Origin of the sequence: Allobosea thiooxidans, assembly GCF_900168195.1 — a bacterium.
Taxonomy (GTDB): Bacteria; Pseudomonadota; Alphaproteobacteria; order Rhizobiales; family Beijerinckiaceae; genus Allobosea; species Allobosea thiooxidans.
On record NZ_FUYX01000027.1, the window covers coordinates 1 to 20372 of the forward strand.

Below are 20372 nucleotides of genomic sequence, written 5' to 3' on the forward strand. Positions count from 1 at the left end.
ATCGCAGCCGTCAACGACGTCTTGCCATGGTCAACGTGACCAATCGTTCCAATGTTGCAGTGCGGCTTCGTCCGCGAAAACTTCTCTTTGGCCATCGTAGCCTCCGTTCAATCTCTCAGTGTTCAGTCGAAGGTTCTGGTCAGGCGTACTTGGCCTGGACCTCGGCGGCGACCGCCGACGGAACCTGCTCGTAATGGTCGAACTGCATCGTGTAGTTCGCGCGGCCCTGCGAGAACGAACGCAGCTGGTTGACGTAGCCGAACATGTTCGCCAGCGGAACCATCGCGTTGATCACGACGGCGTTGCCGCGCATGTCCTGGCCCTGGATCTGGCCGCGACGCGAGTTCAGGTCGCCGATGACCGAGCCGGTGTAGTCTTCCGGGGTCACGACCTCGACCTTCATGATCGGCTCGAGCAGCACGGAGCCGCCCTTCTGCAGACCTTCACGGAGCGCGGCGCGCGACGCGATTTCGAAGGCGAGAGCCGACGAGTCGACCTCGTGGAAGGCGCCGTCGATCAGCGAGACCTTGACGTCCACCACCGGGAAGCCGGCGAGCACGCCGGAACCGATGACCGAGTTCAGGCCCTTCTCGACGCCCGGGATGTACTCCTTGGGCACCGCGCCGCCGACGATCTTCGACTCGAACTCGAAGCCCTTGCCGGTCTCGTTCGGCTCGATCACCAGCTTGACGCGGGCGAACTGGCCGGTACCGCCGGTCTGCTTCTTGTGGGTGTAGTCGACCTCGGCCTTCTTGGTCAGCGTCTCGCGATAGGCAACCTGCGGCGCGCCGATATTGGCATCGACCTTGTAGGTGCGCTTCAGGATGTCGACCTTGATGTCGAGATGCAGCTCGCCCATGCCCTTCAGGATGGTCTGGCCGCTCTCCTGGTCGGTCGACACGCGGAAGGACGGATCCTCGTTCGCGAGCTTCGACAGAGCGAGACCCAGCTTCTCCTGGTCGGCCTTGGACTTCGGCTCGATCGCGATCGTGATGACCGGCTCGGGGAACTCCATGCGCTCCAGGATGACCGCCTGAGCGGGATCGCAGAGCGTGTCGCCGGTGCGGACGTCCTTGAGGCCGGCCAGGGCAACGATGTCGCCGGCATAAGCCTCCTTGATGTCCTCGCGGTTGTTCGCATGCATCAGCAGCATGCGGCCGACGCGCTCCTTCTTGTCACGGGTCGAGTTCAGCACCGAGGCGCCGGTCTCGATCTTACCCGAATAGATGCGGCAGAAGGTGATCGTGCCGACGAACGGGTCGTCCATGATCTTGAAGGCGAGCATGGAGAAGGGATCCGCATCACTCGGGTTGCGAGTGGTCGGCTCCTCGGTCTTGAAGTCGATGCCATCGACCGCGCCACGATCGACCGGCGACGGCAGGAAGTCGACGACGGCGTCGAGCAGGGGCTGCACGCCCTTGTTCTTGAAGGCCGAGCCGCAGAGCACGGGATGGAACGCACGGCGCTGAACCGCGGTGCGAACCAGCCGGCGCAGCGTGTCGGCGTCCGGCTCGGTGCCCTCGAGATAGGCTTCCATCGCAGCGTCGTCCATCTCGACGGCGGCTTCGACGAGCTTCGAGCGGTACTCGACGGCCTTGTCGGCGAGGTCGGCCGGGATGTCCTTCTCTTCGTAGGACGCGCCGAGCGCTTCGCCGTTCCAGACGATCGCCTTCATCTTGATCAGGTCGATGACGCCGACGAAGTCGGATTCCGCACCGATCGGGATCTGCAGGCAGACAGGCTTGCCGGCAACGCGGTCGATGATGTCCTGCACGCAGCGATAGAAATCGGCGCCGATCTTGTCCATCTTGTTGACGAAGACGACGCGCGGAACGTCGTACTTGTCGGCCTGGCGCCAGACGGTCTCGGTCTGCGGCTCGACGCCCTGGTTGCCGTCGAGAACGCAGACGGCGCCGTCGAGCACGCGCAGCGAACGCTCGACCTCGATGGTGAAGTCGACGTGGCCGGGGGTGTCGATGATGTTCAGGCGATTGTCGCGCCAGAAGCAGGTCGTCGCGGCGGACGTGATGGTGATGCCGCGCTCCTGCTCCTGCGTCATCCAGTCCATCGTGGCCGAACCGTCATGGGTCTCGCCCAGCTTATGGTTCTTGCCGGTGTAGAACAGGATGCGCTCGGTCGTCGTCGTCTTGCCCGCATCGATGTGGGCCATGATGCCGAAGTTGCGATAGCGCTCGATGGGATGGGAACGGGCCATGATCGTGCTCTGTGTTTCGAGAAACCGCGCCGCTTACCAGCGGTAGTGCGAGAAGGCGCGGTTGGCTTCCGCCATCCGATGCGTGTCTTCACGCTTCTTGACAGCGTTGCCGCGGTTGTTGGCGGCATCCATCAGCTCAGCCGACAGGCGCTCCACCATCGTCTTGTCGTTGCGGCTGCGAGCGGCCGCGATCAGCCAGCGGATCGCCAGCGCCTGGCGGCGCTCGGAGCGAACCTCGACCGGGACCTGGTAGGTCGCGCCACCGACGCGGCGGGAACGAACCTCAATCGCCGGAGCGACATTCTCCAGCGCCGACTTGAAGACGCCGAGCGGCTCGCTCTTGGTCTTCGCCTCGATGATGTCGAAGGCACCGTAGACGATCCGCTCAGCGGTCGACTTCTTGCCTTCGTACATCACGGAGTTCATGAACTTGGTCACGACGATATCACCGAACTTCGGGTCCGGGATAACTTCGCGCTTTTCGGCACTGTGGCGGCGGGACATCGTCTAGTCTCCGGTCAATCTGGAACGCTGCGGACCGGCTCGGGTCGGTAGACCCCGCCGGTCTGGCAGAAAATTACTTCGGACGCTTGGCGCCGTACTTCGAACGGCGCTGCTTGCGGTTCTTGACGCCCTGCGTATCGAGGACGCCGCGCAGGATGTGGTAGCGCACGCCGGGAAGGTCCTTGACGCGGCCGCCGCGGATCATGACGACCGAGTGCTCCTGGAGGTTGTGCCCCTCACCCGGAATGTAGCCGATCACTTCGAAACCGTTGGTCAGGCGAACCTTGGCGACCTTACGAAGCGCCGAGTTCGGCTTCTTCGGAGTCGTCGTATAGACGCGCGTGCAGACGCCGCGCTTCTGCGGGCACGACTCGAGCGCCGGAGCGGTGTTGCGCACCTTCACGGGCGACCGCGGCTTGCGGATGAGCTGGCTGATTGTCGGCATTCTGGCCTCTCGCCCCACTGAGCGTTTGGAAATTCCCTGGTCAATCTCCCAGCTCGATCGCAGCCACGGCATAAACGAAGCCGCGCCATCGGCGCCCATCAGGGGCCTCAGGCGCGCTTGCATGCAGAGGAACACAGGAAAACCTGCGCTCATGCGTCCTGCCATGTCGTCGTTCGACGCTGGAATTCCGACGGAGTTTCGGTCGCGAACCTCGATCGCGAACCAAGCGCGAGCGACAAACGTGTCCGACAGCCGTCGACAGTGGCGCGCTTATGACTCAACGGGAGATTCGCGTCAAGCCCGAAACCACCGAAAAAGCAGAGGTTTCGCGGAGATCGGGCCAGCTGCGGCCCCATGCTAGCTTCCGCGCAAGAAAAAGGCCGCCCGGCAGGGGCGGCCTTTCCGATCGTTGCGTGGCGCCGAGCCTTACTCGGCGGCCGGCAGGACGGCCGCGGCCTCGGCAGCGGCCTTCGCCGCCGCATCCGCCTTCTGGCCGACGATGAGATCGTCGCGGCGAGTCGCCACCTGCTTGATGCGGGCGACCTGGGCGCCGGTGCCGGCCGGGATGAGCGAGCCGACGATGACGTTCTCCTTGAGACCCTCGAGCAGGTCCGACTTGCCGTTGACCGCCGCCTCGGTGAGGACGCGGGTGGTCTCCTGGAACGACGCTGCCGAGATGAAGGAACGGGTCTGCAGCGAGGCCTTGGTGATGCCGAGCAGGACCGGCACGCCGGAAGCCGGCTTCTTGCCCTCCTCGCGCAGCTTCGCGTTGACCTCTTCCAGCTCGATCCGGTCGACCTGGTCGCCGGTCAGGATGTCGCTGTCGCCGGACTCGGTGATCTCGACCTTCTGCAGCATCTGCCGGACGATGACCTCGATGTGCTTGTCGTTGATGCCGACGCCCTGGAGGCGATAGACCTCCTGGATCTCGTTCACCAGATAAGCCGCCAGCTCCTCGACGCCCTTGATCGCCAGGATGTCGTGCGGGGCCGGGTTGCCGTCGAGGATGTAGTCGCCGACCTCCACGACGTCGCCGTCCTGGAGATGGATGTGCTTGCCCTTCGGGATCAGGTACTCGACCCCGTCCGAGCCGTCATGCGGCGTCAGCGTCACGCGACGCTTGTTCTTGTAGTCCTTACCGAAGCCGATGACGCCGGCCTTCTCGGCGATGATCGCCGCATCCTTCGGACGACGTGCCTCGAACAGCTCCGCGACGCGCGGCAGACCGCCGGTGATGTCGCGGGTCTTGGCCGAGTCGGTCGAGACGCGCGCCAGCACGTCGCCGGCCTTCACGGTCGAGCCCGGCTCGACCGAGATGATGCCGTCGACCGGCAGGATGTAGCGGGCATCGCCGCCACGGGCGAGCTTCGCGATCTTGCCGTCCGCGCCGATGACCGTGATCGCCGGCTTGAGGTCGGCCGTACGGGCCGAGCCGCGCCAGTCGATGACGACGCGCTTGGAGATGCCGGTCGCCTCGTCGGTCGTCTCGGTCATCGACATGCCGTCGACGAGGTCCTCGAAGCCGACCTTGCCGTCGACCTCCGCCAGGATCGGGCGGGAATAGGGATCCCACTCGATCAGGCGCTGGCCGCGCTTGACCTTGTCGCCTTCGTCGACCCGCAGCTTCGAGCCGAACTGGACGCGATGCACCGCGCGCTCGGCTCCATCAGGCCCGACGATCACGATGGCGATGTTGCGCGCCATCGCGATGAGGTCGCCATCCGAGTTCCGCGCGGCGTTGCGGTTGCGCATCTTGACCGTGCCTTCGAAGTTCGACTCGACGAAGGACTGGTCGGCGATGGTGGCCGCGCCGCCGATGTGGAAGGTACGCATGGTGAGCTGCGTGCCCGGCTCGCCGATCGACTGCGCCGCGATGACGCCGACGGCCTCGCCCATGTTGACGGGCGTGCCGCGGGCGAGGTCGCGCCCGTAGCAGGTCGCGCAGACGCCGTTCTTGGTCTCGCAGGTCAGCACCGAGCGGATCTTCACCTCCTGGATGCCGGCGGCGTTGATCTTCTCGATATGGCTCTCCTCGATCATCGTGCCCTTCGGCACGAGGACGTTGCCGTCGATGTCGGTCACGTCCTCGGCGGCCGAACGGCCCAGGATGCGCACGCCGAGCGAGGCCACGACCTGGCCGGCATCGACGATGGCGCGCATCTTGATGCCGTTGTCCGAACCGCAATCGGTCTCGGAGATGATCGCGTCCTGCGCCACGTCGACGAGACGACGGGTGAGATAGCCGGAGTTGGCCGTCTTCAGCGCCGTGTCGGCGAGGCCCTTACGGGCGCCGTGGGTCGAGTTGAAGTACTCGAGAACGTCGAGGCCTTCCTTGAAGTTCGAGATGATCGGCGACTCGATGATCTCGCCCGACGGCTTGGCCATCAGGCCGCGCATGGCGGCGAGCTGGCGCATCTGCGCCGGCGAACCACGGGCGCCCGAATGCGACATCATGTAGATCGAGTTGATCTGCTTGTCGCGACCGTTCTCGTCCTTCTGGACGGTCGAGATGCGGGCCATCATCTCCTGGGCGAGCTTGTCGGAGCACTTCGCCCAGGCGTCGACGACCTTGTTGTACTTCTCGCCCTGCGTGATCAGGCCGTCCTGGTACTGCTGCTCGTAGTCCTTGGCGAGCGCGCGGGTGGTGTCGACGATCTGCCACTTGTTCTCCGGCACGACCATGTCGTCCTTGCCGAAGGAGATGCCGGCGCGGAAGGCGTGCTTGAAGCCGAGCCCCATGACGCGGTCGCAGAAGATCACCGACTCCTTCTGACCGCAGCCGCGATACACGGCGTCGATCATTCCGGAGATCTCCTTCTTCGTCATCAGCTTGTTGACGACATCGAAGGACACGGCCGGATGCTCCGGCAGCGCGGTCGAGAGGATCACGCGGCCGGGCGTGGTGTCGTAGATCTTCGTGTACGGCTTGCCGTCATGGCCGACGCCGGTCCAGCGATATTTGATCTTCGAGTGCAGCGTCACGACCTTCTCGTGCAGCGCGTGCTCGAGCTCGCCGAAATCGCCGAAGGCCTTGCCCTGGCCCGGCTCGCCGTCCGAGACGAGCGAGAGATAGTACAGGCCGAGCACGATGTCCTGCGACGGCACGATGATCGGCTGGCCGTTCGCCGGGTGCAGGATGTTGTTGGTCGACATCATCAGCACGCGCGCTTCCAGCTGCGCTTCGAGCGACAGCGGAACGTGCACGGCCATCTGGTCGCCGTCGAAGTCCGCGTTGAAGGCGGCGCAGACCAGCGGGTGCAGCTGGATCGCCTTGCCCTCGATCAGCACCGGCTCGAAGGCCTGGATGCCGAGGCGGTGCAGCGTCGGCGCCCGGTTCAGCATCACCGGATGCTCGCGGATGACCTCGTCCAGGATATCCCAGACCTCGGGCTTCTCCTTCTCGACGAGCTTCTTGGCCTGCTTGACCGTGGTCGAGTAGCCCTTGGCGTCGAGGCGCGCATAGATGAACGGCTTGAACAGCTCGAGCGCCATCTTCTTCGGCAGGCCGCACTGATGCAGCTTCATCTCCGGGCCGACGACGATGACCGAGCGGCCGGAGTAGTCGACGCGCTTGCCGAGCAGGTTCTGGCGGAAGCGGCCCTGCTTGCCCTTCAGCATGTCGGCGAGCGACTTCAGCGGGCGCTTGTTGGCACCCGTGATGACGCGGCCGCGGCGGCCGTTGTCGAACAGGGCGTCGACCGACTCCTGCAGCATCCGCTTCTCGTTGCGGATGATGATGTCCGGCGCACGCAGCTCGATGAGGCGCTTCAGGCGGTTGTTGCGGTTGATAACGCGACGATAGAGGTCGTTCAGGTCCGAGGTCGCGAAGCGGCCGCCGTCGAGCGGCACGAGCGGGCGCAGATCCGGCGGGATGACCGGAATCTGGGTCATCACCATCCATTCCGGCTTGTTGCCCGACTCCTGGAAGGCCTCGATGATCTTGAGGCGCTTCATCAGCTTCTTGGGCTTCAGCTCCGACGTCGTCGTCGCGATCTCATGCTTGAGATCGGCGTTGATCTGGTCGAGGTCGAGCGCGCGCAGCATCTCGCGGATGGCTTCCGCGCCGATCATGGCGGTGAAGGTGTCCGCGCCGTACTCCTCCTGAGCCCGGACGTACTCCTCCTCCGACAGCAGCTGACGGTCCTTGAGCGGGGTCAGGCCCGGCTCGATGACGACGTAGCTTTCGAAGTAGAGGATGCGCTCGAGATCCTTGAGCGGCATATCCATCAGCAGGCCGATGCGCGAGGGCAGCGACTTCAGGAACCAGATATGCGCGACGGGAGCGGCGAGCTCGATATGGCCCATGCGCTCGCGCCGGACGCGGGCGAGCGTGACCTCGACGCCGCACTTCTCGCAGATGACGCCCTTGAACTTCATGCGCTTGTACTTGCCGCACAGGCACTCGTAGTCCTTGATCGGCCCGAAGATGCGCGCGCAGAACAGGCCGTCACGCTCCGGCTTGAACGTGCGGTAGTTGATGGTCTCGGGCTTTTTGATCTCGCCATAGGACCAGGACAGGATCTTCTCCGGGCTCGCGATCGAGATCTTGATCGCGTCGAAGGCCTGCTGGACCGGCTGCTGGCCGAAAAGGTTCATGACCTCTTGCTTCATCGCCTGTCTCCTTCCGCCGGCGGGGGCTAAGGCCGCCCTGCCCGGCTGGTCAATTCCGTCGGCCGGCGGCGTCAATGCCGCCGGCATGTACCCAAGGCTTGGTTAACGGCTTATTCAGCCGCCTCGGCCGGCGGCAACTCGCCCGGCTTCACCTTGTTGTTGATCAGCTCGACATTGAGGCCGAGCGACCGCATCTCCTTGACGAGAACGTTGAAGCTCTCGGGGATGCCGGCCTCGAAGTTGTCCTCGCCGCGCACGATCGACTCGTAGACCTTGGTACGGCCGGCGACGTCGTCCGACTTCACGGTCAGCATCTCCTGCAGCGTGTAGGCGGCGCCGTAAGCCTCGAGCGCCCAGACCTCCATTTCGCCGAAGCGCTGGCCGCCGAACTGCGCCTTGCCGCCCAGCGGCTGCTGGGTGACGAGCGAGTACGGGCCGATCGAACGCGCGTGGATCTTGTCGTCCACGAGGTGGTGCAGCTTGAGCATGTAGATGTAGCCCATCGTGACCTTACGGTCGAAAGGCTCACCCGTGCGCCCGTCATAAAGGGTCGACTGACCCGACGAGTGCAGCCCTGCCTGCTCCAGCAGCCGCTCGATATCGGCCTCCTTGGCGCCGTTGAAGACCGGCGTCGCCACCGGCACGCCGCGGCGCAGGTTCTGACCCATCTCGACGAGCTCGTTCTCGTCCATCGAGGCGATGATCTCGTTGTCCTCGTAGACGGCGTCGAAGGAGGCCTTCAGCGCCTTGAAGTCGTTCGTCTTCTTGTAGGCGTCGAGCGCCTGCGAGATCTGCCTGCCGAGACCGGCGGCAGCCCAGCCCAGATGCGTCTCCAGGATCTGGCCGACGTTCATGCGCGAAGGCACGCCCAGCGGGTTCAGCACGATGTCGGCATGGGTTCCGTCCTCGAGGAACGGCATGTCCTCCACCGGCACGATGCGCGAGACCACGCCCTTGTTGCCGTGGCGGCCGGCCATCTTGTCGCCCGGCTGGATCTTGCGCTTCACCGCGACGAAGACCTTGACCATCTTCATCACGCCCGGAGGCAGCTCGTCGCCGCGCTGCAGCTTCTCGACCTTGTCGAGGAAGCGCTGCTCGAGGCGCTTCTTCGACTCGTCGTACTGCTTCCGCATCGCCTCGATCTCGGTCATCAGCGAGTCTTCGGCGGTCGCGAACAGCCACCACTGCGAACGCGGGAACTCGCTCATCACCTCACGGGTGATGACCGTGTCCTTCTTGAAGCCCTTCGGTCCGGCGAGGCCGGTCTTGCCGGTCAGGATCTCGGCCAGACGCGCGAAGGTGTTGCGGTCCAGGATCGCCTGCTCGTCGTCGCGGTCCTTGGCGAGACGCTCGATCTCCTCGCGCTCGATCGCCTGGGCGCGCTCGTCCTTGTCGACGCCGTGGCGGTTGAACACGCGGACCTCGACGATCGTGCCCTGCACGCCGGGGGGAACGCGCAGCGAGGTGTCGCGCACGTCCGAAGCCTTCTCGCCGAAGATGGCGCGCAGGAGCTTCTCTTCCGGGGTCATCGGGCTTTCGCCCTTCGGCGTGATCTTGCCGACGAGGATGTCGCCCGCCGCCACTTCCGCGCCGATATAGACGATGCCGGCTTCGTCGAGGTTCTTCAGCGCCTCTTCCGAAACGTTCGGAATGTCGCGCGTGATTTCCTCAGGGCCCAGCTTGGTGTCGCGGGCCATGACCTCGAACTCCTCGATATGGATCGAGGTGAAGACGTCCTCGGAGACGATCTTCTCGGAGAGAAGGATCGAGTCCTCGAAGTTGTAGCCGTTCCACGGCATGAACGCGACGAGCACGTTGCGGCCGAGCGCGAGCTCGCCGAACTCGGTCGACGGGCCGTCCGCAACGATGTCGCCCTTCTTGACGACGTCGCCGACGCGCACCAGCGGACGCTGCGTGATGCAGGTCGACTGGTTCGAGCGCTGGAACTTCTGCAGCCGGTAGATGTCGACGCCCGGCTTCGTCGGATCCATCTCGTCCGAAGCGCGGATGACGATACGGGTCGCGTCGACCTGGTCGACGATGCCGCCGCGGCGGGCCGCGATCGCAGCGCCCGAGTCACGGGCGACGACCGCTTCCATGCCGGTGCCGACGAAGGGCGCATCGGCGCGAACCAGCGGCACCGCCTGGCGCTGCATGTTCGAGCCCATCAGCGCGCGGTTCGCGTCGTCGTTCTCGAGGAACGGGATCAGCGCCGCGGCGACCGAGACAAGCTGCTTCGGCGACACGTCCTGGAAGTCGACCTTGTCGACCGGGGTGACGATGACCTCGCCGGCGCGACGGCAGACGATCAGGTCGTCCGTCAGGCGACCTTCGCCGTCGACGGCGGCATTCGCCTGGGCGACGTTGTACTTCGCCTCTTCCATCGCCGAGAGATAGATCACCTCGTCCGTGACCTTGCCGTCGCGGATGCGGCGATACGGGCTCTCGATGAAGCCATACTTGTTGACCCGCGCGAAGGTGGCGAGCGAGTTGATCAGGCCGATGTTCGGGCCTTCCGGCGTCTCGATCGGGCAGATGCGGCCGTAATGCGTCGGGTGCACGTCGCGCACCTCGAAGCCGGCGCGCTCACGGGTGAGACCACCCGGGCCAAGCGCCGAAAGACGACGCTTATGCGTGACTTCCGAGAGCGGGTTCGTCTGGTCCATGAACTGCGAGAGCTGCGAGGAGCCGAAGAACTCGCGCACGGCTGCAGCCGCCGGCTTGGCGTTGATCAGGTCCTGCGGCATGACCGTGTCGATATCGACCGAGGACATGCGCTCCTTGATGGCGCGCTCCATGCGCAGGAGGCCCAGGCGGTACTGGTTCTCCATGAGCTCGCCGACCGAGCGGACGCGGCGGTTGCCGAGATGGTCGATGTCGTCGATCTCGCCCTTGCCGTCGCGCAGGTCGACCAGCGCCTTGACGACGGCGAAGATGTCCTCCTTGCGCAGGATGCGCACGGTGTCCTCGGCATCGAGGTCGAGGCGCATGTTCATCTTCACGCGGCCGACGGCCGAGAGGTCGTAGCGCTCCGGATCGAAGAACAGCGACTGGAACATGTTCTCGGCGGTCTCGAGCGTCGGCGGCTCGCCCGGGCGCATCACGCGATAGATGTCGAACAGGGCTTCCTCGCGGCGCGAGTTCTTGTCGACGTTCAGCGTGTTGCGGATGTAGGGGCCGACCGTGATGTGGTCGATGTCGAGCACCGGGATCTCGTCGAAGCCGTCATCGGTCAGCTGCTTCAGCAGCTTCTCGGTGATCTCCTCGCCGGCCTCGGCGTAGACTTCGCCCGTCGCCGGATTGACTAGGTCCTCGGCGATGTACTGGGTGTACAGGTCCTCGTCCTGCGCGCGCAGGAACTTGAGACCCTTCTCGGCGAGCTGGCGGGCGGTGCGGGCGACGAGCTTCTTGCCGGCCTCGACCACGACCTCGCCGGTGTCGGCATCAATCATGTCTTCGGTGGCCTTGAAGCCCTTCATGCGCTCCGCGTCGTAGGGAACGCGCCAGCCCTTGGCGTCCTTGGTGTAATTGATGTGGTTATAGAAGCGGTTGAGGATCTCCTCGCCGTCCATGCCGAGCGCGAACAGCAGCGAGGTGACCGGGATCTTACGCTTCCGGTCGATGCGGGCATAGACGATGTCCTTGGCGTCGAACTCGATGTCGAGCCAGGAACCGCGATAGGGGATGATGCGCGCGGCGAAGAGCAGCTTGCCCGAGGAATGGGTCTTGCCCTTGTCGTGGTCGAAGAACACGCCCGGCGAACGGTGCATCTGCGAAACGATGACGCGCTCGGTGCCGTTGACGATGAAGGTGCCGTTGTCCGTCATGAGCGGCATGTCGCCCATGTAGACATCCTGCTCCTTGATGTCCTTGACGGACTTCGCCTGGGTGTCCGGGTCGATATCGAACACGATCAGGCGCAGGGTCACCTTGAGCGGCGCCGAGAAGGTCATGCCGCGCTGGCGGCACTCGTCGACGTCGTATTTCGGCGGCTCGAAGGTGTACTTCACGAACTCCAGCAGCGAGGCGCCGGAGAAATCGCCGATCGGGAAGACCGACTTGAAGACGGACTGAAGACCCTCGTCGGGCCGGCCGCCCTTGGGTTCGTCGACCATCAGGAACTGGTCGTAGGACGCCTTCTGAACCTCGATGAGGTTCGGCATCTGCGCCACTTCCTTGAGTTTGCCGAAGAACTTGCGGACGCGCCTGCGACCCTGGAGCGAATTGACCATGTTGTTCCTCGCAATCTCTTCGGACGGCTCACCCGGTGGTCCGCGGCGACAACCTAAGGCCGCCGGGTGAGCCGTTCGGCGCCGCATCGCGCCGACCTGCATTTCCATCGAGGCCACGCCGCTAGGTTGCGGCGGACCTCAGCAACAACTCCCGCGCACCGGCGCGGAAACGACGCAACAGCCCCGGAGGCGTAGCCGCCCCGGGACTGTCGATCTTGACTACGGTCGGACCGGCATCAGCCGGCCCTGGCTCACTTGAGCTCGACCTTGGCGCCAACGGCCTCGAGGGTCTTCTTGAGCTTCTCGGCCTCGTCCTTGGCAACGCCTTCCTTCAGCGGCTTCGGAGCGCCCTCGACGAGGTCCTTGGCCTCCTTGAGGCCCAGGCCGGTGATGGCGCGGACTTCCTTGATCACCTCGATCTTCTTGTCGCCGGCGGCGGCAAGAACGACGGTGAACTCGGTCTGCTCTTCAGCAGCGGCAGCGGCAGCGCCACCGCCGGCAGCCGGGCCAGCCGCAACGGCGACGGCGGCGGCGGCGGAAACGCCCCACTTCTCTTCGAGCATCTTGGCGAGGTCAGCGGCCTCGAGAACGGTGAGCGACGACAGCTCGTCGACGAGCTTGGCGAGATCGGCCATGGTTAACTTCCTGTCTTAAGAGGTTCGAACGATAAGGGTTTGCTGGCTTCAAGCCGCATTCTTGTCGGCGTAGGCCTGAACCACGCGAGCCAGCTTGCCGGCGGGCGCGTTCGTGAGCTGCGCGAGCTTCGTAGCCGGGGCCTGGATGAGGCCGACCAGCTTGGCACGCAGTTCGTCGAGCGAGGGCATCGTGGCCAGGGCCTTGACACCATCGGGGTTCAGGGCGGTCTTGCCCATCGCGCCGCCCAGGATGACGAGCTTGTCGTTGTCCTTGGCGAAAGCGGTGGCGACCTTCGGCGCCGCGACCGGATCGTTGGAATAAGCGATCAGGGTGGGACCCGTCAGCAGGTTGCTGATGGACGCGACGTCGGTGCCTTCAAGAGCGATCTTGGCCAAGCGGTTCTTTGCGACCTTAACAGTGGCGCCATTCGCCTTCATCTCGCGACGAAGCTTCTGGAACTGGGCCACGGTCAAGCCCGCATAGTGGGCCACGACGACGACCGACGTGCTCGAAAACACGCCGTTCAGCGACGCGACGGCATCTTGCTTTGCCGCTTTATCCACTTGGGCTCTCTCCGGTAGGCGACAAGCCTGAGGGCTCGCCGCCGGTTGCACGTGTCGCTTCCTGGAACCCCGGTTGACACCGGCGCCCCGCGAAGCGACGCTTGGTGCCCTGTCCCCGCTCCCGAACCCCAAACGAGGCCGCGACCGGGCGAGATGGTTCGAACCGTCTTTTCCGGATCTTGCGACCCGGGACTAAGCTCTTGCACCGTCTATGCAGGCCTCTTGGCGAAATTATGCTCCCGGACGGATCCGGGAAGGCACCTGCAGTCTCAGACAGGACTGGATGATTCCGGCTCGAAAGATCGCTCCTCCGACCCTGAAACACCCATTCTTCAGCGGAAACCCGCCGAAAAACGCGAACGGACCCCTTCGTGCCGCGCACGCTGGAGCCCCTTCACTCATGGAAACAGGCGTGCGTATAGCGCCTTCGCCTGCTTCTGCCAAGTGGGCTCTTGACTTCACGAAGTCAAGAGCGGGTGAGCGGCCGGTTGCCCGGCCGCGCTTCCCGAGAGCCTATCAGCCGCCGATGACGGTGTTCGGCTCGATCTTGACGCCCGGGCCCATGGTCGACGACAGGGCGACGCGCTGAATGTACGTGCCCTTGGCGCCGGCGGGCTTCGCCTTGGCGACGGAGTCGACGAACGCCTTGATGTTCTCCGAGAGCTTCTCGGCCGAGAACGAGGCCTTGCCGACGGCGGCGTGGACGATACCGGCCTTCTCGACGCGGAACTCGACCGAACCGCCCTTCGAGGCGGCGACGGCGGCGGTGACGTCCATGGTGACGGTGCCGACGCGCGGGTTCGGCATCAGGCCGCGCGGGCCGAGCACCTTACCGAGACGGCCGACGAGCCCCATCATGTCCGGGGTCGCGATGCAGCGATCGAAGTTGATCTCGCCCTTCTGGACGGTCTCGACCAGCTCCTCGGCGCCGACGATGTCGGCACCCGCGGCCTTGGCCTCGTCGGCCTTGGCGCCGCGAGCGAAAACGGCGACGCGCAGCGTGCGGCCCGAACCGTTCGGCAGGTTGCAGACGCCGCGGACCATCTGGTCGGCGTGACGGGGATCGACGCCGAGATTCATCGCGATCTCGACAGTCTCGTCGAACTTGGCGTTGGCGCGCTCCTTGATGAACGTGACAGCCTGGTCGAGCGAGTACAGCTTGGTGCGGTCAATGCCCTCACGGCCCTTGACGACGCGCTTTCCGACATGTGCCATTGTCAGCCTCCCCTCAGCCCGCGACGTCCAGGCCCATCGAGCGGGCCGAACCACGGATCATGGCCGCAGCCGCTTCAACGGTGTCGCAGTTGAGATCGGCCATCTTCTTCTCGGCGATCTCGTTGATCTGCGCGGCGGTGACCTTGCCGGCGGCGCCGCCGCGGCCCGGAGTCTTCGAACCCGAGGTCAGACCGGCCGCCTTCTTGAGGAAGTACGAGACCGGCGGCTGCTTCATCTCGAAGGTGAAGGAGCGATCCTGATACGCGGTGATGATCACCGGGATCGGCATGCCCTTTTCCATCTGCTGGGTCTTCGCATTGAAGGCCTTGCAGAATTCCATGATGTTGAGGCCGCGCTGACCGAGCGCGGGACCGATCGGCGGCGACGGATTGGCCGCGCCCGCCGGAACCTGAAGCTTCACGTAGCCCGTGATCTTCTTCGCCATGATGGCTGCTCCTGCCGTCCGCCCCGGTGCCTGATCGGAACGACGACGCCCCTGCCTGCCGACGCTCTCCGCCGGGGCCGGGGTGGTTGCAGTGCGTGGTGCGATACGGTTGTCCGGTTGGCGACCGGCGCATCTCCCACGCGGTTGAGGCCGGGCCTATGACACATCCCGGCCGGGAAGGGAAGAGGAGTTCCCCGCCCCGCCGAGCGCCGCCTGCGCCGGCTCGGCCCTCTGTGGCTGGCGGATATACTCGTCGAGCGCAAGGCAGATATGCACCGTCACCAGCCCGACGAGCAGGAAGGCGAGGACGGCGTGGCTGCGGAACAGCGTATCGGCATATCCCGCCCCTTCCGGCCAGATCGCCGGGAGCTCGATGCCGCCATAAATGGCCCGCCCGCCAAAGTCCGATACACCGGCCAGGCCGAGCAGCGGCACCACCAGCAGCAGCCCGTAGAGCACGCGGTGGATCACCCTGCCCCCGGCGGCTCGCGCCCATCGGCCACGCAGACGCGCGACGACGCGATAGCCCAGACGCAGGGCCACGAGGACGAACAGAAACACGCCGACGGTCTTGTGCAGCGTATGCAGGGCCGCCGCCCACCGGCCGGTTCCGAGGCTCGTCATGGCGATGCCGACAGCGAACAAGGCCAGGACGAGCACAGCCGTCGACCAGTGCAGCAGCCTGGCGATGAACGGAAAGCCATGCTCGCCGCCTCGTTCGCCCTGGCCACCGTCCGGGGCTGTGCCCGGCGTTTCGATCGACCTCGTCATGCGCGGCGCATCGCCCGTGTGTCGTTCATGAAGCCGTCCACGGCCTGCCGCAGGGCCGCAGCCTGACCGTCGATATCGAGCGATGCCTGCGCCATCCGCTCGGTGGTCTGGCGCCAATCCTCGATCATGCCGGCCACCTGCTCGACCTGCTCGGCCGTCCCGCGGACGTCGCCGGCGGCCTGCGCGGTGCCGGCGCTGATCGCGCGCGAGGTGTCGTCCTGCTTGCGCGCCAGCTCGGCGATCGAACCGGCAGCCGCCTCCACGGCGTCGACCGAAGCGACCAGCGCGCCGATGCGCCCGGTGATCCGCTCTGCGGCGGTGCCGATCGAATCAAGCCCACGCCGGACCTGCTCGGTCGCCTCGGCGGTGCGGTTGGCGAGCTGCTTCACCTCGGAGGCGACCACGGCGAAGCCGCGCCCGCTCTCCCCGGCCCGCGCCGCCTCGATCGTCGCATTGAGCGCGAGCAGGTTGGTCTGATTGGCGACCGTGCTGATCAGCGTCACGATCGCCGAGATCGAACCGACGGCCTCGCGCAGCAGAACACCGTCCTCGGTCGCTTCCTCGACCAGGGTCTTGGCCGCATCCGCGATGCCGGTCGTCCGTTGCGCCTCGCTCGCCGTCGTGGCCAGCAGCCCCGCGATCTCCGTGAGCGACAGGGACATCTGGTCGACATGGCTCGCCGCGCGCTGGCTCGACAGCGCCGCCGCGCCGGCGTGCTGGTCAACGAAGCCCGAAAGCTGGGAGAGCTCGTTCGAAGCGCTCGTCATATGCGCGGCGCGGGTTTCGAGCGCGGTGGCGATGCACGCGATCTGCTCCTGAAAGGCCTGCCCGCAGGCACGCCACATCTCCTGCCGCTCGACCTCTTCGGCCAGCGAGGCCAGGCGCTCCCGCGCAGCTTCCCGCCGCTCGCTCTCATCCGAGAGATGGGCACGGAGCGCCCGCCCGAGCGTACCGATCTCATCGCCGCGGCGGGCGAGCTTGCTCACCCAGGCGGCATCCTGCCCGGGCGCGCCCAGGGCGGTCGCCATGGTCGCGATCGGCCGCACCAGCCAGCGGTGTTCGAAGCTGATGATCAGGGTGACCAGGAACAGGCCGAGGGCGGCCAGGAGCAACGTGTTCCGCCGGGCGCTCTCGATATGGGTGCCCAACGCCTCGCTGACGCCGGCGACGGCCCCGTTCAGCACGACGCGCAGCTCGTTGCGCTGCGCCACGACCTTGCGCAAGGCCTCGCGCAGCGTCGCCGTGTCGCCTTCCAGCTTCGACGAGAACTCGCGCAGGGCGGCGGCCGCCTCTATGGCCCGGGCCGAAACCTCGCCCTCCGTGCGGGCCGCGACGGCGTCCATCGCCGCGGCGATGCCCGCAACATCGTCCGCCAGGCCGCGCCGGTCGCCTTCCGAGACGATCGCCACCACGATCCGGCTATACGCGGCATCCGTATCCGAGAGCAGGCTCGTCGCCCCGCTATGGGCGGCGATCGCCCGCGCGAACCCGGCAAGCTTCACCGAGCCGATGACCTCGGCGGCGCCGAACAGCGCGGCCAGAATGCCGACCATCAGGGCCCACAGCGTCAGGCGCTGGCGAACCGTGGCCTTGAAGAAACTGGGAAACATCGCGCCCTGCGTCGAAGGAGAGACGCAAAGCGTTGGAGCAGTTGAGTTAAAAGCCGATTAACCTAGCGGAAGCGGATCCAGGATCCGCTCCGCCCTGTCGGCTCCTCAGAGCTTCTCGACCTGGCCGTATTCCAGCTCGACCGGCGTGGCGCGGCCGAAGATCGAGACCGCGACCTTGAGGCGGGCGCGGGCGTGGTCGACATCCTCGACGACGCCGTTGAACGAGGCGAAGGGGCCGTCGGCGACCTTGACCTGCTCGCCGACCTCGAAGACCACCGTCGGCTTCGGGCGCTCGATGCCCTCGGCGACCTGCCCCTTGATCCGCATAGCCTCATGTTCCGGGATCGGCATGGGCTTGGCCTTGTCGGCCCCGAGGAAGCCGGTGACCTTCGGGGTGTTCTTGATGAGGTGGTAGACCTCGTCGGTCATCTCGCACTTCACCAGCACATAGCCCGGGAAGAACTTGCGCTCGGTGTCGACCTTGCGGCCGCGGCGGACCTCGACGACCTTCTCGGTCGGCACCAGCACCTCTTCGAACTTGTCGGCGAGGTTGCGCTGCGCCGCCTGGTCGCGGATCGACTGCGCGACCTTGTTCTCGAAGTTGGAATAAGCGTGGACGATGTACCAGCGGGTGCTCACGTTCGTAATTCCGTTCAAGCGCCGAGGATGAGGCCGAGCACCCAGCGGATGACGGTGTCGGTGAAGAGGAAGAACAGGCTGGAGACGACCACCATCGCGAGCACGAGGCCCGTGGTGATCAGCGTCTCGCGGCGCGAAGGCCAGGTGACCTTGGACGCCTCGGAGCGCACCTCCTGCAGGAACTGGAAGGGATTGGATTTCGCCATGAACCACCTCGGGTTCCGAACCGGCTCGCGACCCCAGCCGCGGCACCGAATCGGCCGTCCTGAAACATTCGCGGCGCGGGACCCGGGGTGGGTCGCGCGCCGTCGTGGGCATCGTATTACATCGCTCCGCGCCGTTAGCCAAGACCCTTTCGGGCCGTAGGCTTCAGCCGCGCTGCGCCGCGATCAGCAGGAAGAAGGGGCGCTCTCGCTCCTTCGCCCAGCTCGGCTCGGCCGCGACCTGTTGCGGGCTCGGCGCCCATTCCACCAGCTTCGCCAGCTGGAAACCGGCGCCGAGCAGGAGGTCGAGATAGGTCGCGATGGTGCGGTGGCGCTTGACCACGCCCTCCGCCAACCAGTTGCTGACGCGGTCACCCTCGTCGAGATAGCCATTGACCGGCCAGGCCGCACGACCATCGGCGTCGCAGAGCCACTCCTGCCGCCGCGGCGCTGTCATCAGCGGATGCTCGACCGAGCAGACCAGCGCCCCGCCCGGCTTCAGCGCAGCCTGGATGCGCCCGAACAGGGCGGCGAGATCGGCGATGTAGTGAAAGGCGAGCGAGCTGTAGGCGAGATCGAAGCTCCCGGCCTGCGGCGTGAAGCCTTCGAGATCGGCGCGCTCATAGGCGATGCGGGAATCGTCCGTCTCGCGCCGTGCCCGCTCCAGCATCTTCTCGGAGACGTCGACGCCGAGCACGCTCGTGGCGCCCTCGCCCACGGCGAAACGGCAGAACCAGCCGAAGCCACAGCCGAGATCGAGCACGCGCTTGCCCCGCAGATCCGGCAGCATCGCCCGCAGCACCGGCCATTCGGGCGCGCCTTCAAGCCCGTGCACGGAGCGCGGCAGCTGGCTGTAGCCAGCGAAGAAGGTTTCGTCGTCGTAGATGTTCTGGGTCATCGGCGCCTCGCCAACCTGCCTGGCATCGGGCGCATCGTCAGTCGCCAGCGGGACGACTGGCAGGGGCAGCAGGGCTCGAACCCGCGACCTGCGGTTTTGGAGACCGCCGCTCTACCAACTGAGCTATACCCCTGCAGGTGCGCGTCATGTGCCCCAAGGCGCCGCGCATTTCAAGTCGAAATCTTGCGCCGTCCTCATTTGCTGTAAGGGCCGAGCTCGCGGGCATAGCGCTCGACCAGCTTCAGCCCGAATTCGGTGGGCCGGAGCGCCGGCCCGCGGTCATGGATCGGAATGCCGGCCCGGGCGCCGAAGATGCGCTTGCCGTAGCAGATCAGCGTCTCGATCGACTGCATGATGAAGGTGATCGCCGGCAGAACCTCGCGATAGGCGGCCTCCGCCCCGGCCTCGTCGCCGGCCCGGTAGCGATTATAGGCTCGCAGCGCGTGGTCGATCGTATCGGGCGCCAGGATCATGCCAATGCAGCCGGCACGGAAATTGTCGATGAGCTCGAGCCCGCCGCGGCCGTTGAGAATCGGCAGCCGGCCCTCGGTCACCGCGATCAGCCGCTCGATCTCGACCACAGAGCCCTCGCCCTTGATCAAGCTGATGTTCGGATGCCGGCGCGTCAGCTCGCGGATGTCCTCGGCCGAGAGGCCGCGCCCCATATAGGCCGGCGCATTCTGGATCGCGACCGGCAGCGAGGTCGTGTCGGCGATGCGCCCGAAGAAGCGGATATATTCGGCCGCGCCGAAGCTGCCGACCATCGGCGGCTGCAGGATCACCCAGTCGGCACCGTTCTTCTCGGCAACCTTGACCAGCTCGACCTGCTCGGCCACCGAGGAGCCGAAGATCGTGAAGGCGAGCGGCTTCTTCCCGGCCACGTCCTCCGCCATCCATTCCATCACCGCGCAGCGTTCGGTGAAGCTCAGTTTCGAGACCTCGGTGGCGAGCCCGAGCGCCGCCATGCCCTGCACGTCGAGATCGACGCTGATCTGCGCCTGCTTGCGCATCGCCGCCCGGTCGAGCCGCTCATGCTCGTCGAACAGCGCGAAGACGATCGAGTGGATGCCCGGAAAGGGCGGCTTGAACGACATGGGCAGGCTCCTCCACGACGGGAGCGGCTGGTCCGCTCTCTCGCAGCGATTGAGAGCATGGAATGGCCTTCCCGAGCAGCCCATGCAGCTGGAGCCGCCCCTGCACCCAAAGCATGGGCGCTAAGGACCCGCCCAAAAGAAAAAGGGCGGTGTCACCACCGCCCTTCCCCAATTCACTGTGCGTGACGTCGATCAGGCGATGATCGAGGCGACGACGCCGGCGCCGACGGTGCGGCCGCCTTCGCGGATGGCGAAGCGCAGCTTCTCTTCCATCGCGATCGGGGCGATCAG

The 20372-nt window shown here is 65.8% G+C and carries 17 protein-coding genes and 1 tRNA gene; all 18 read right to left on the reverse strand.

Annotated features, from left to right (window positions below; all coding sequences use genetic code 11):
* A partial coding sequence (locus tag B5Y19_RS25925) for a GTP-binding protein (protein ID WP_131860583.1) occupies positions 1 to 95 on the reverse strand: 95 nt, incomplete at its 3' end.
* A 44-nt stretch (positions 96 to 139) separates the two neighbouring features.
* Positions 140 to 2215, reverse strand: a complete 2076-nt coding sequence (gene fusA, locus B5Y19_RS25195; protein WP_055729723.1) for an elongation factor G — start codon at positions 2213 to 2215, stop codon at positions 140 to 142.
* Between the two features lie 33 nt (positions 2216 to 2248).
* Entirely contained in the window at positions 2249 to 2719 is a 471-nt protein-coding gene (gene rpsG / locus B5Y19_RS25200) for a 30S ribosomal protein S7 (RefSeq protein ID WP_055729724.1), read from the reverse strand.
* Positions 2720 to 2792: 73 nt separating this feature from the next.
* Positions 2793 to 3164 (reverse strand): 30S ribosomal protein S12, encoded by a 372-nt coding sequence (rpsL, locus tag B5Y19_RS25205; RefSeq protein ID WP_055729725.1) that lies wholly within the window; start codon positions 3162 to 3164, stop codon positions 2793 to 2795.
* Positions 3165 to 3590: 426 nt separating this feature from the next.
* A complete protein-coding gene (gene rpoC / locus B5Y19_RS25210) occupies positions 3591 to 7775 on the reverse strand; it encodes a DNA-directed RNA polymerase subunit beta' (protein WP_055729726.1) in 4185 nt (1394 codons plus the stop codon).
* Between the two features lie 110 nt (positions 7776 to 7885).
* On the reverse strand, positions 7886 to 12007 hold the full coding sequence (gene rpoB / locus B5Y19_RS25215) for a DNA-directed RNA polymerase subunit beta (RefSeq protein ID WP_055729727.1): 4122 nt from the start codon (positions 12005 to 12007) through the stop codon (positions 7886 to 7888).
* 251 nt (positions 12008 to 12258) lie between these two features.
* Positions 12259 to 12642 carry a 50S ribosomal protein L7/L12 gene (rplL, locus tag B5Y19_RS25220; protein WP_055729728.1) on the reverse strand — a complete coding sequence of 128 codons (384 nt, stop codon included), beginning with the start codon at positions 12640 to 12642 and terminating at the stop codon, positions 12259 to 12261.
* A 48-nt stretch (positions 12643 to 12690) separates the two neighbouring features.
* Entirely contained in the window at positions 12691 to 13206 is a 516-nt protein-coding gene (gene rplJ, locus B5Y19_RS25225) for a 50S ribosomal protein L10 (RefSeq protein ID WP_055729729.1), read from the reverse strand.
* A 516-nt stretch (positions 13207 to 13722) separates the two neighbouring features.
* Positions 13723 to 14421 carry a 50S ribosomal protein L1 gene (rplA, locus tag B5Y19_RS25230; RefSeq protein ID WP_047577919.1) on the reverse strand — a complete coding sequence of 233 codons (699 nt, stop codon included), beginning with the start codon at positions 14419 to 14421 and terminating at the stop codon, positions 13723 to 13725.
* A gap of 13 nt (positions 14422 to 14434) precedes the next feature.
* Positions 14435 to 14866, reverse strand: coding sequence for a 50S ribosomal protein L11 (rplK, locus tag B5Y19_RS25235; protein ID WP_055729730.1), 432 nt, complete (start codon positions 14864 to 14866; stop codon positions 14435 to 14437).
* Positions 14867 to 15022: 156 nt separating this feature from the next.
* A complete protein-coding gene (locus B5Y19_RS25240) occupies positions 15023 to 15637 on the reverse strand; it encodes a cytochrome b (RefSeq protein WP_055729731.1) in 615 nt (204 codons plus the stop codon).
* A complete protein-coding gene (locus tag B5Y19_RS25245; protein ID WP_055729732.1) occupies positions 15634 to 17247 on the reverse strand; it encodes a methyl-accepting chemotaxis protein in 1614 nt (537 codons plus the stop codon). The genes B5Y19_RS25240 and B5Y19_RS25245 overlap by 4 nt, the downstream gene beginning before the upstream one ends.
* Before the next feature lie 105 nt (positions 17248 to 17352).
* The gene (gene nusG / locus B5Y19_RS25250) at positions 17353 to 17886 is read right to left on the reverse strand and encodes a transcription termination/antitermination protein NusG (RefSeq protein WP_055729733.1); all 534 of its coding nucleotides are present in this window, start codon (positions 17884 to 17886) and stop codon (positions 17353 to 17355) included.
* Positions 17887 to 17900: 14 nt separating this feature from the next.
* Entirely contained in the window at positions 17901 to 18092 is a 192-nt protein-coding gene (gene secE, locus B5Y19_RS25255) for a preprotein translocase subunit SecE (RefSeq protein ID WP_055729734.1), read from the reverse strand.
* A gap of 163 nt (positions 18093 to 18255) precedes the next feature.
* Entirely contained in the window at positions 18256 to 18987 is a 732-nt protein-coding gene (locus B5Y19_RS25260; protein ID WP_055729736.1) for a class I SAM-dependent methyltransferase, read from the reverse strand.
* A 57-nt stretch (positions 18988 to 19044) separates the two neighbouring features.
* A tRNA-Trp gene (locus B5Y19_RS25265) sits at positions 19045 to 19120 on the reverse strand.
* 61 nt (positions 19121 to 19181) lie between these two features.
* On the reverse strand, positions 19182 to 20081 hold the full coding sequence (locus B5Y19_RS25270) for a dihydrodipicolinate synthase family protein (protein ID WP_055729735.1): 900 nt from the start codon (positions 20079 to 20081) through the stop codon (positions 19182 to 19184).
* 192 nt (positions 20082 to 20273) lie between these two features.
* The coding region (locus B5Y19_RS25275; protein ID WP_139384565.1) for an EF-Tu C-terminal domain-related protein at positions 20274 to 20372 on the reverse strand (99 nt) is incomplete at its 5' end.

Excerpts from the sequence above, each read along its gene's own strand:
- fusA (WP_055729723.1), bottom strand. The coding sequence starts at position 2,215 with ATGGCCCGTTCCCATCCCATCGAGCGCTATCGCAACTTCGGCATCATG.
- rpsG (WP_055729724.1), bottom strand. The coding sequence starts at position 2,719 with ATGTCCCGCCGCCACAGTGCCGAAAAGCGCGAAGTTATCCCGGACCCG.
- rpsL (WP_055729725.1), bottom strand. The coding sequence starts at position 3,164 with ATGCCGACAATCAGCCAGCTCATCCGCAAGCCGCGGTCGCCCGTGAAG.
- rpoC (WP_055729726.1), bottom strand. The coding sequence starts at position 7,775 with ATGAAGCAAGAGGTCATGAACCTTTTCGGCCAGCAGCCGGTCCAGCAG.
- rpoB (WP_055729727.1), bottom strand. The coding sequence starts at position 12,007 with ATGGTCAATTCGCTCCAGGGTCGCAGGCGCGTCCGCAAGTTCTTCGGC.
- rplL (WP_055729728.1), bottom strand. The coding sequence starts at position 12,642 with ATGGCCGATCTCGCCAAGCTCGTCGACGAGCTGTCGTCGCTCACCGTT.
- rplA (WP_047577919.1), bottom strand. The coding sequence starts at position 14,421 with ATGGCACATGTCGGAAAGCGCGTCGTCAAGGGCCGTGAGGGCATTGAC.
- rplK (WP_055729730.1), bottom strand. The coding sequence starts at position 14,866 with ATGGCGAAGAAGATCACGGGCTACGTGAAGCTTCAGGTTCCGGCGGGC.
- B5Y19_RS25240 (WP_055729731.1), bottom strand. The coding sequence starts at position 15,637 with ATGACGAGGTCGATCGAAACGCCGGGCACAGCCCCGGACGGTGGCCAG.
- B5Y19_RS25245 (WP_055729732.1), bottom strand. The coding sequence starts at position 17,247 with ATGTTTCCCAGTTTCTTCAAGGCCACGGTTCGCCAGCGCCTGACGCTG.
- secE (WP_055729734.1), bottom strand. The coding sequence starts at position 18,092 with ATGGCGAAATCCAATCCCTTCCAGTTCCTGCAGGAGGTGCGCTCCGAG.
- B5Y19_RS25260 (WP_055729736.1), bottom strand. The coding sequence starts at position 18,987 with ATGACCCAGAACATCTACGACGACGAAACCTTCTTCGCTGGCTACAGC.
- B5Y19_RS25270 (WP_055729735.1), bottom strand. The coding sequence starts at position 20,081 with ATGTCGTTCAAGCCGCCCTTTCCGGGCATCCACTCGATCGTCTTCGCG.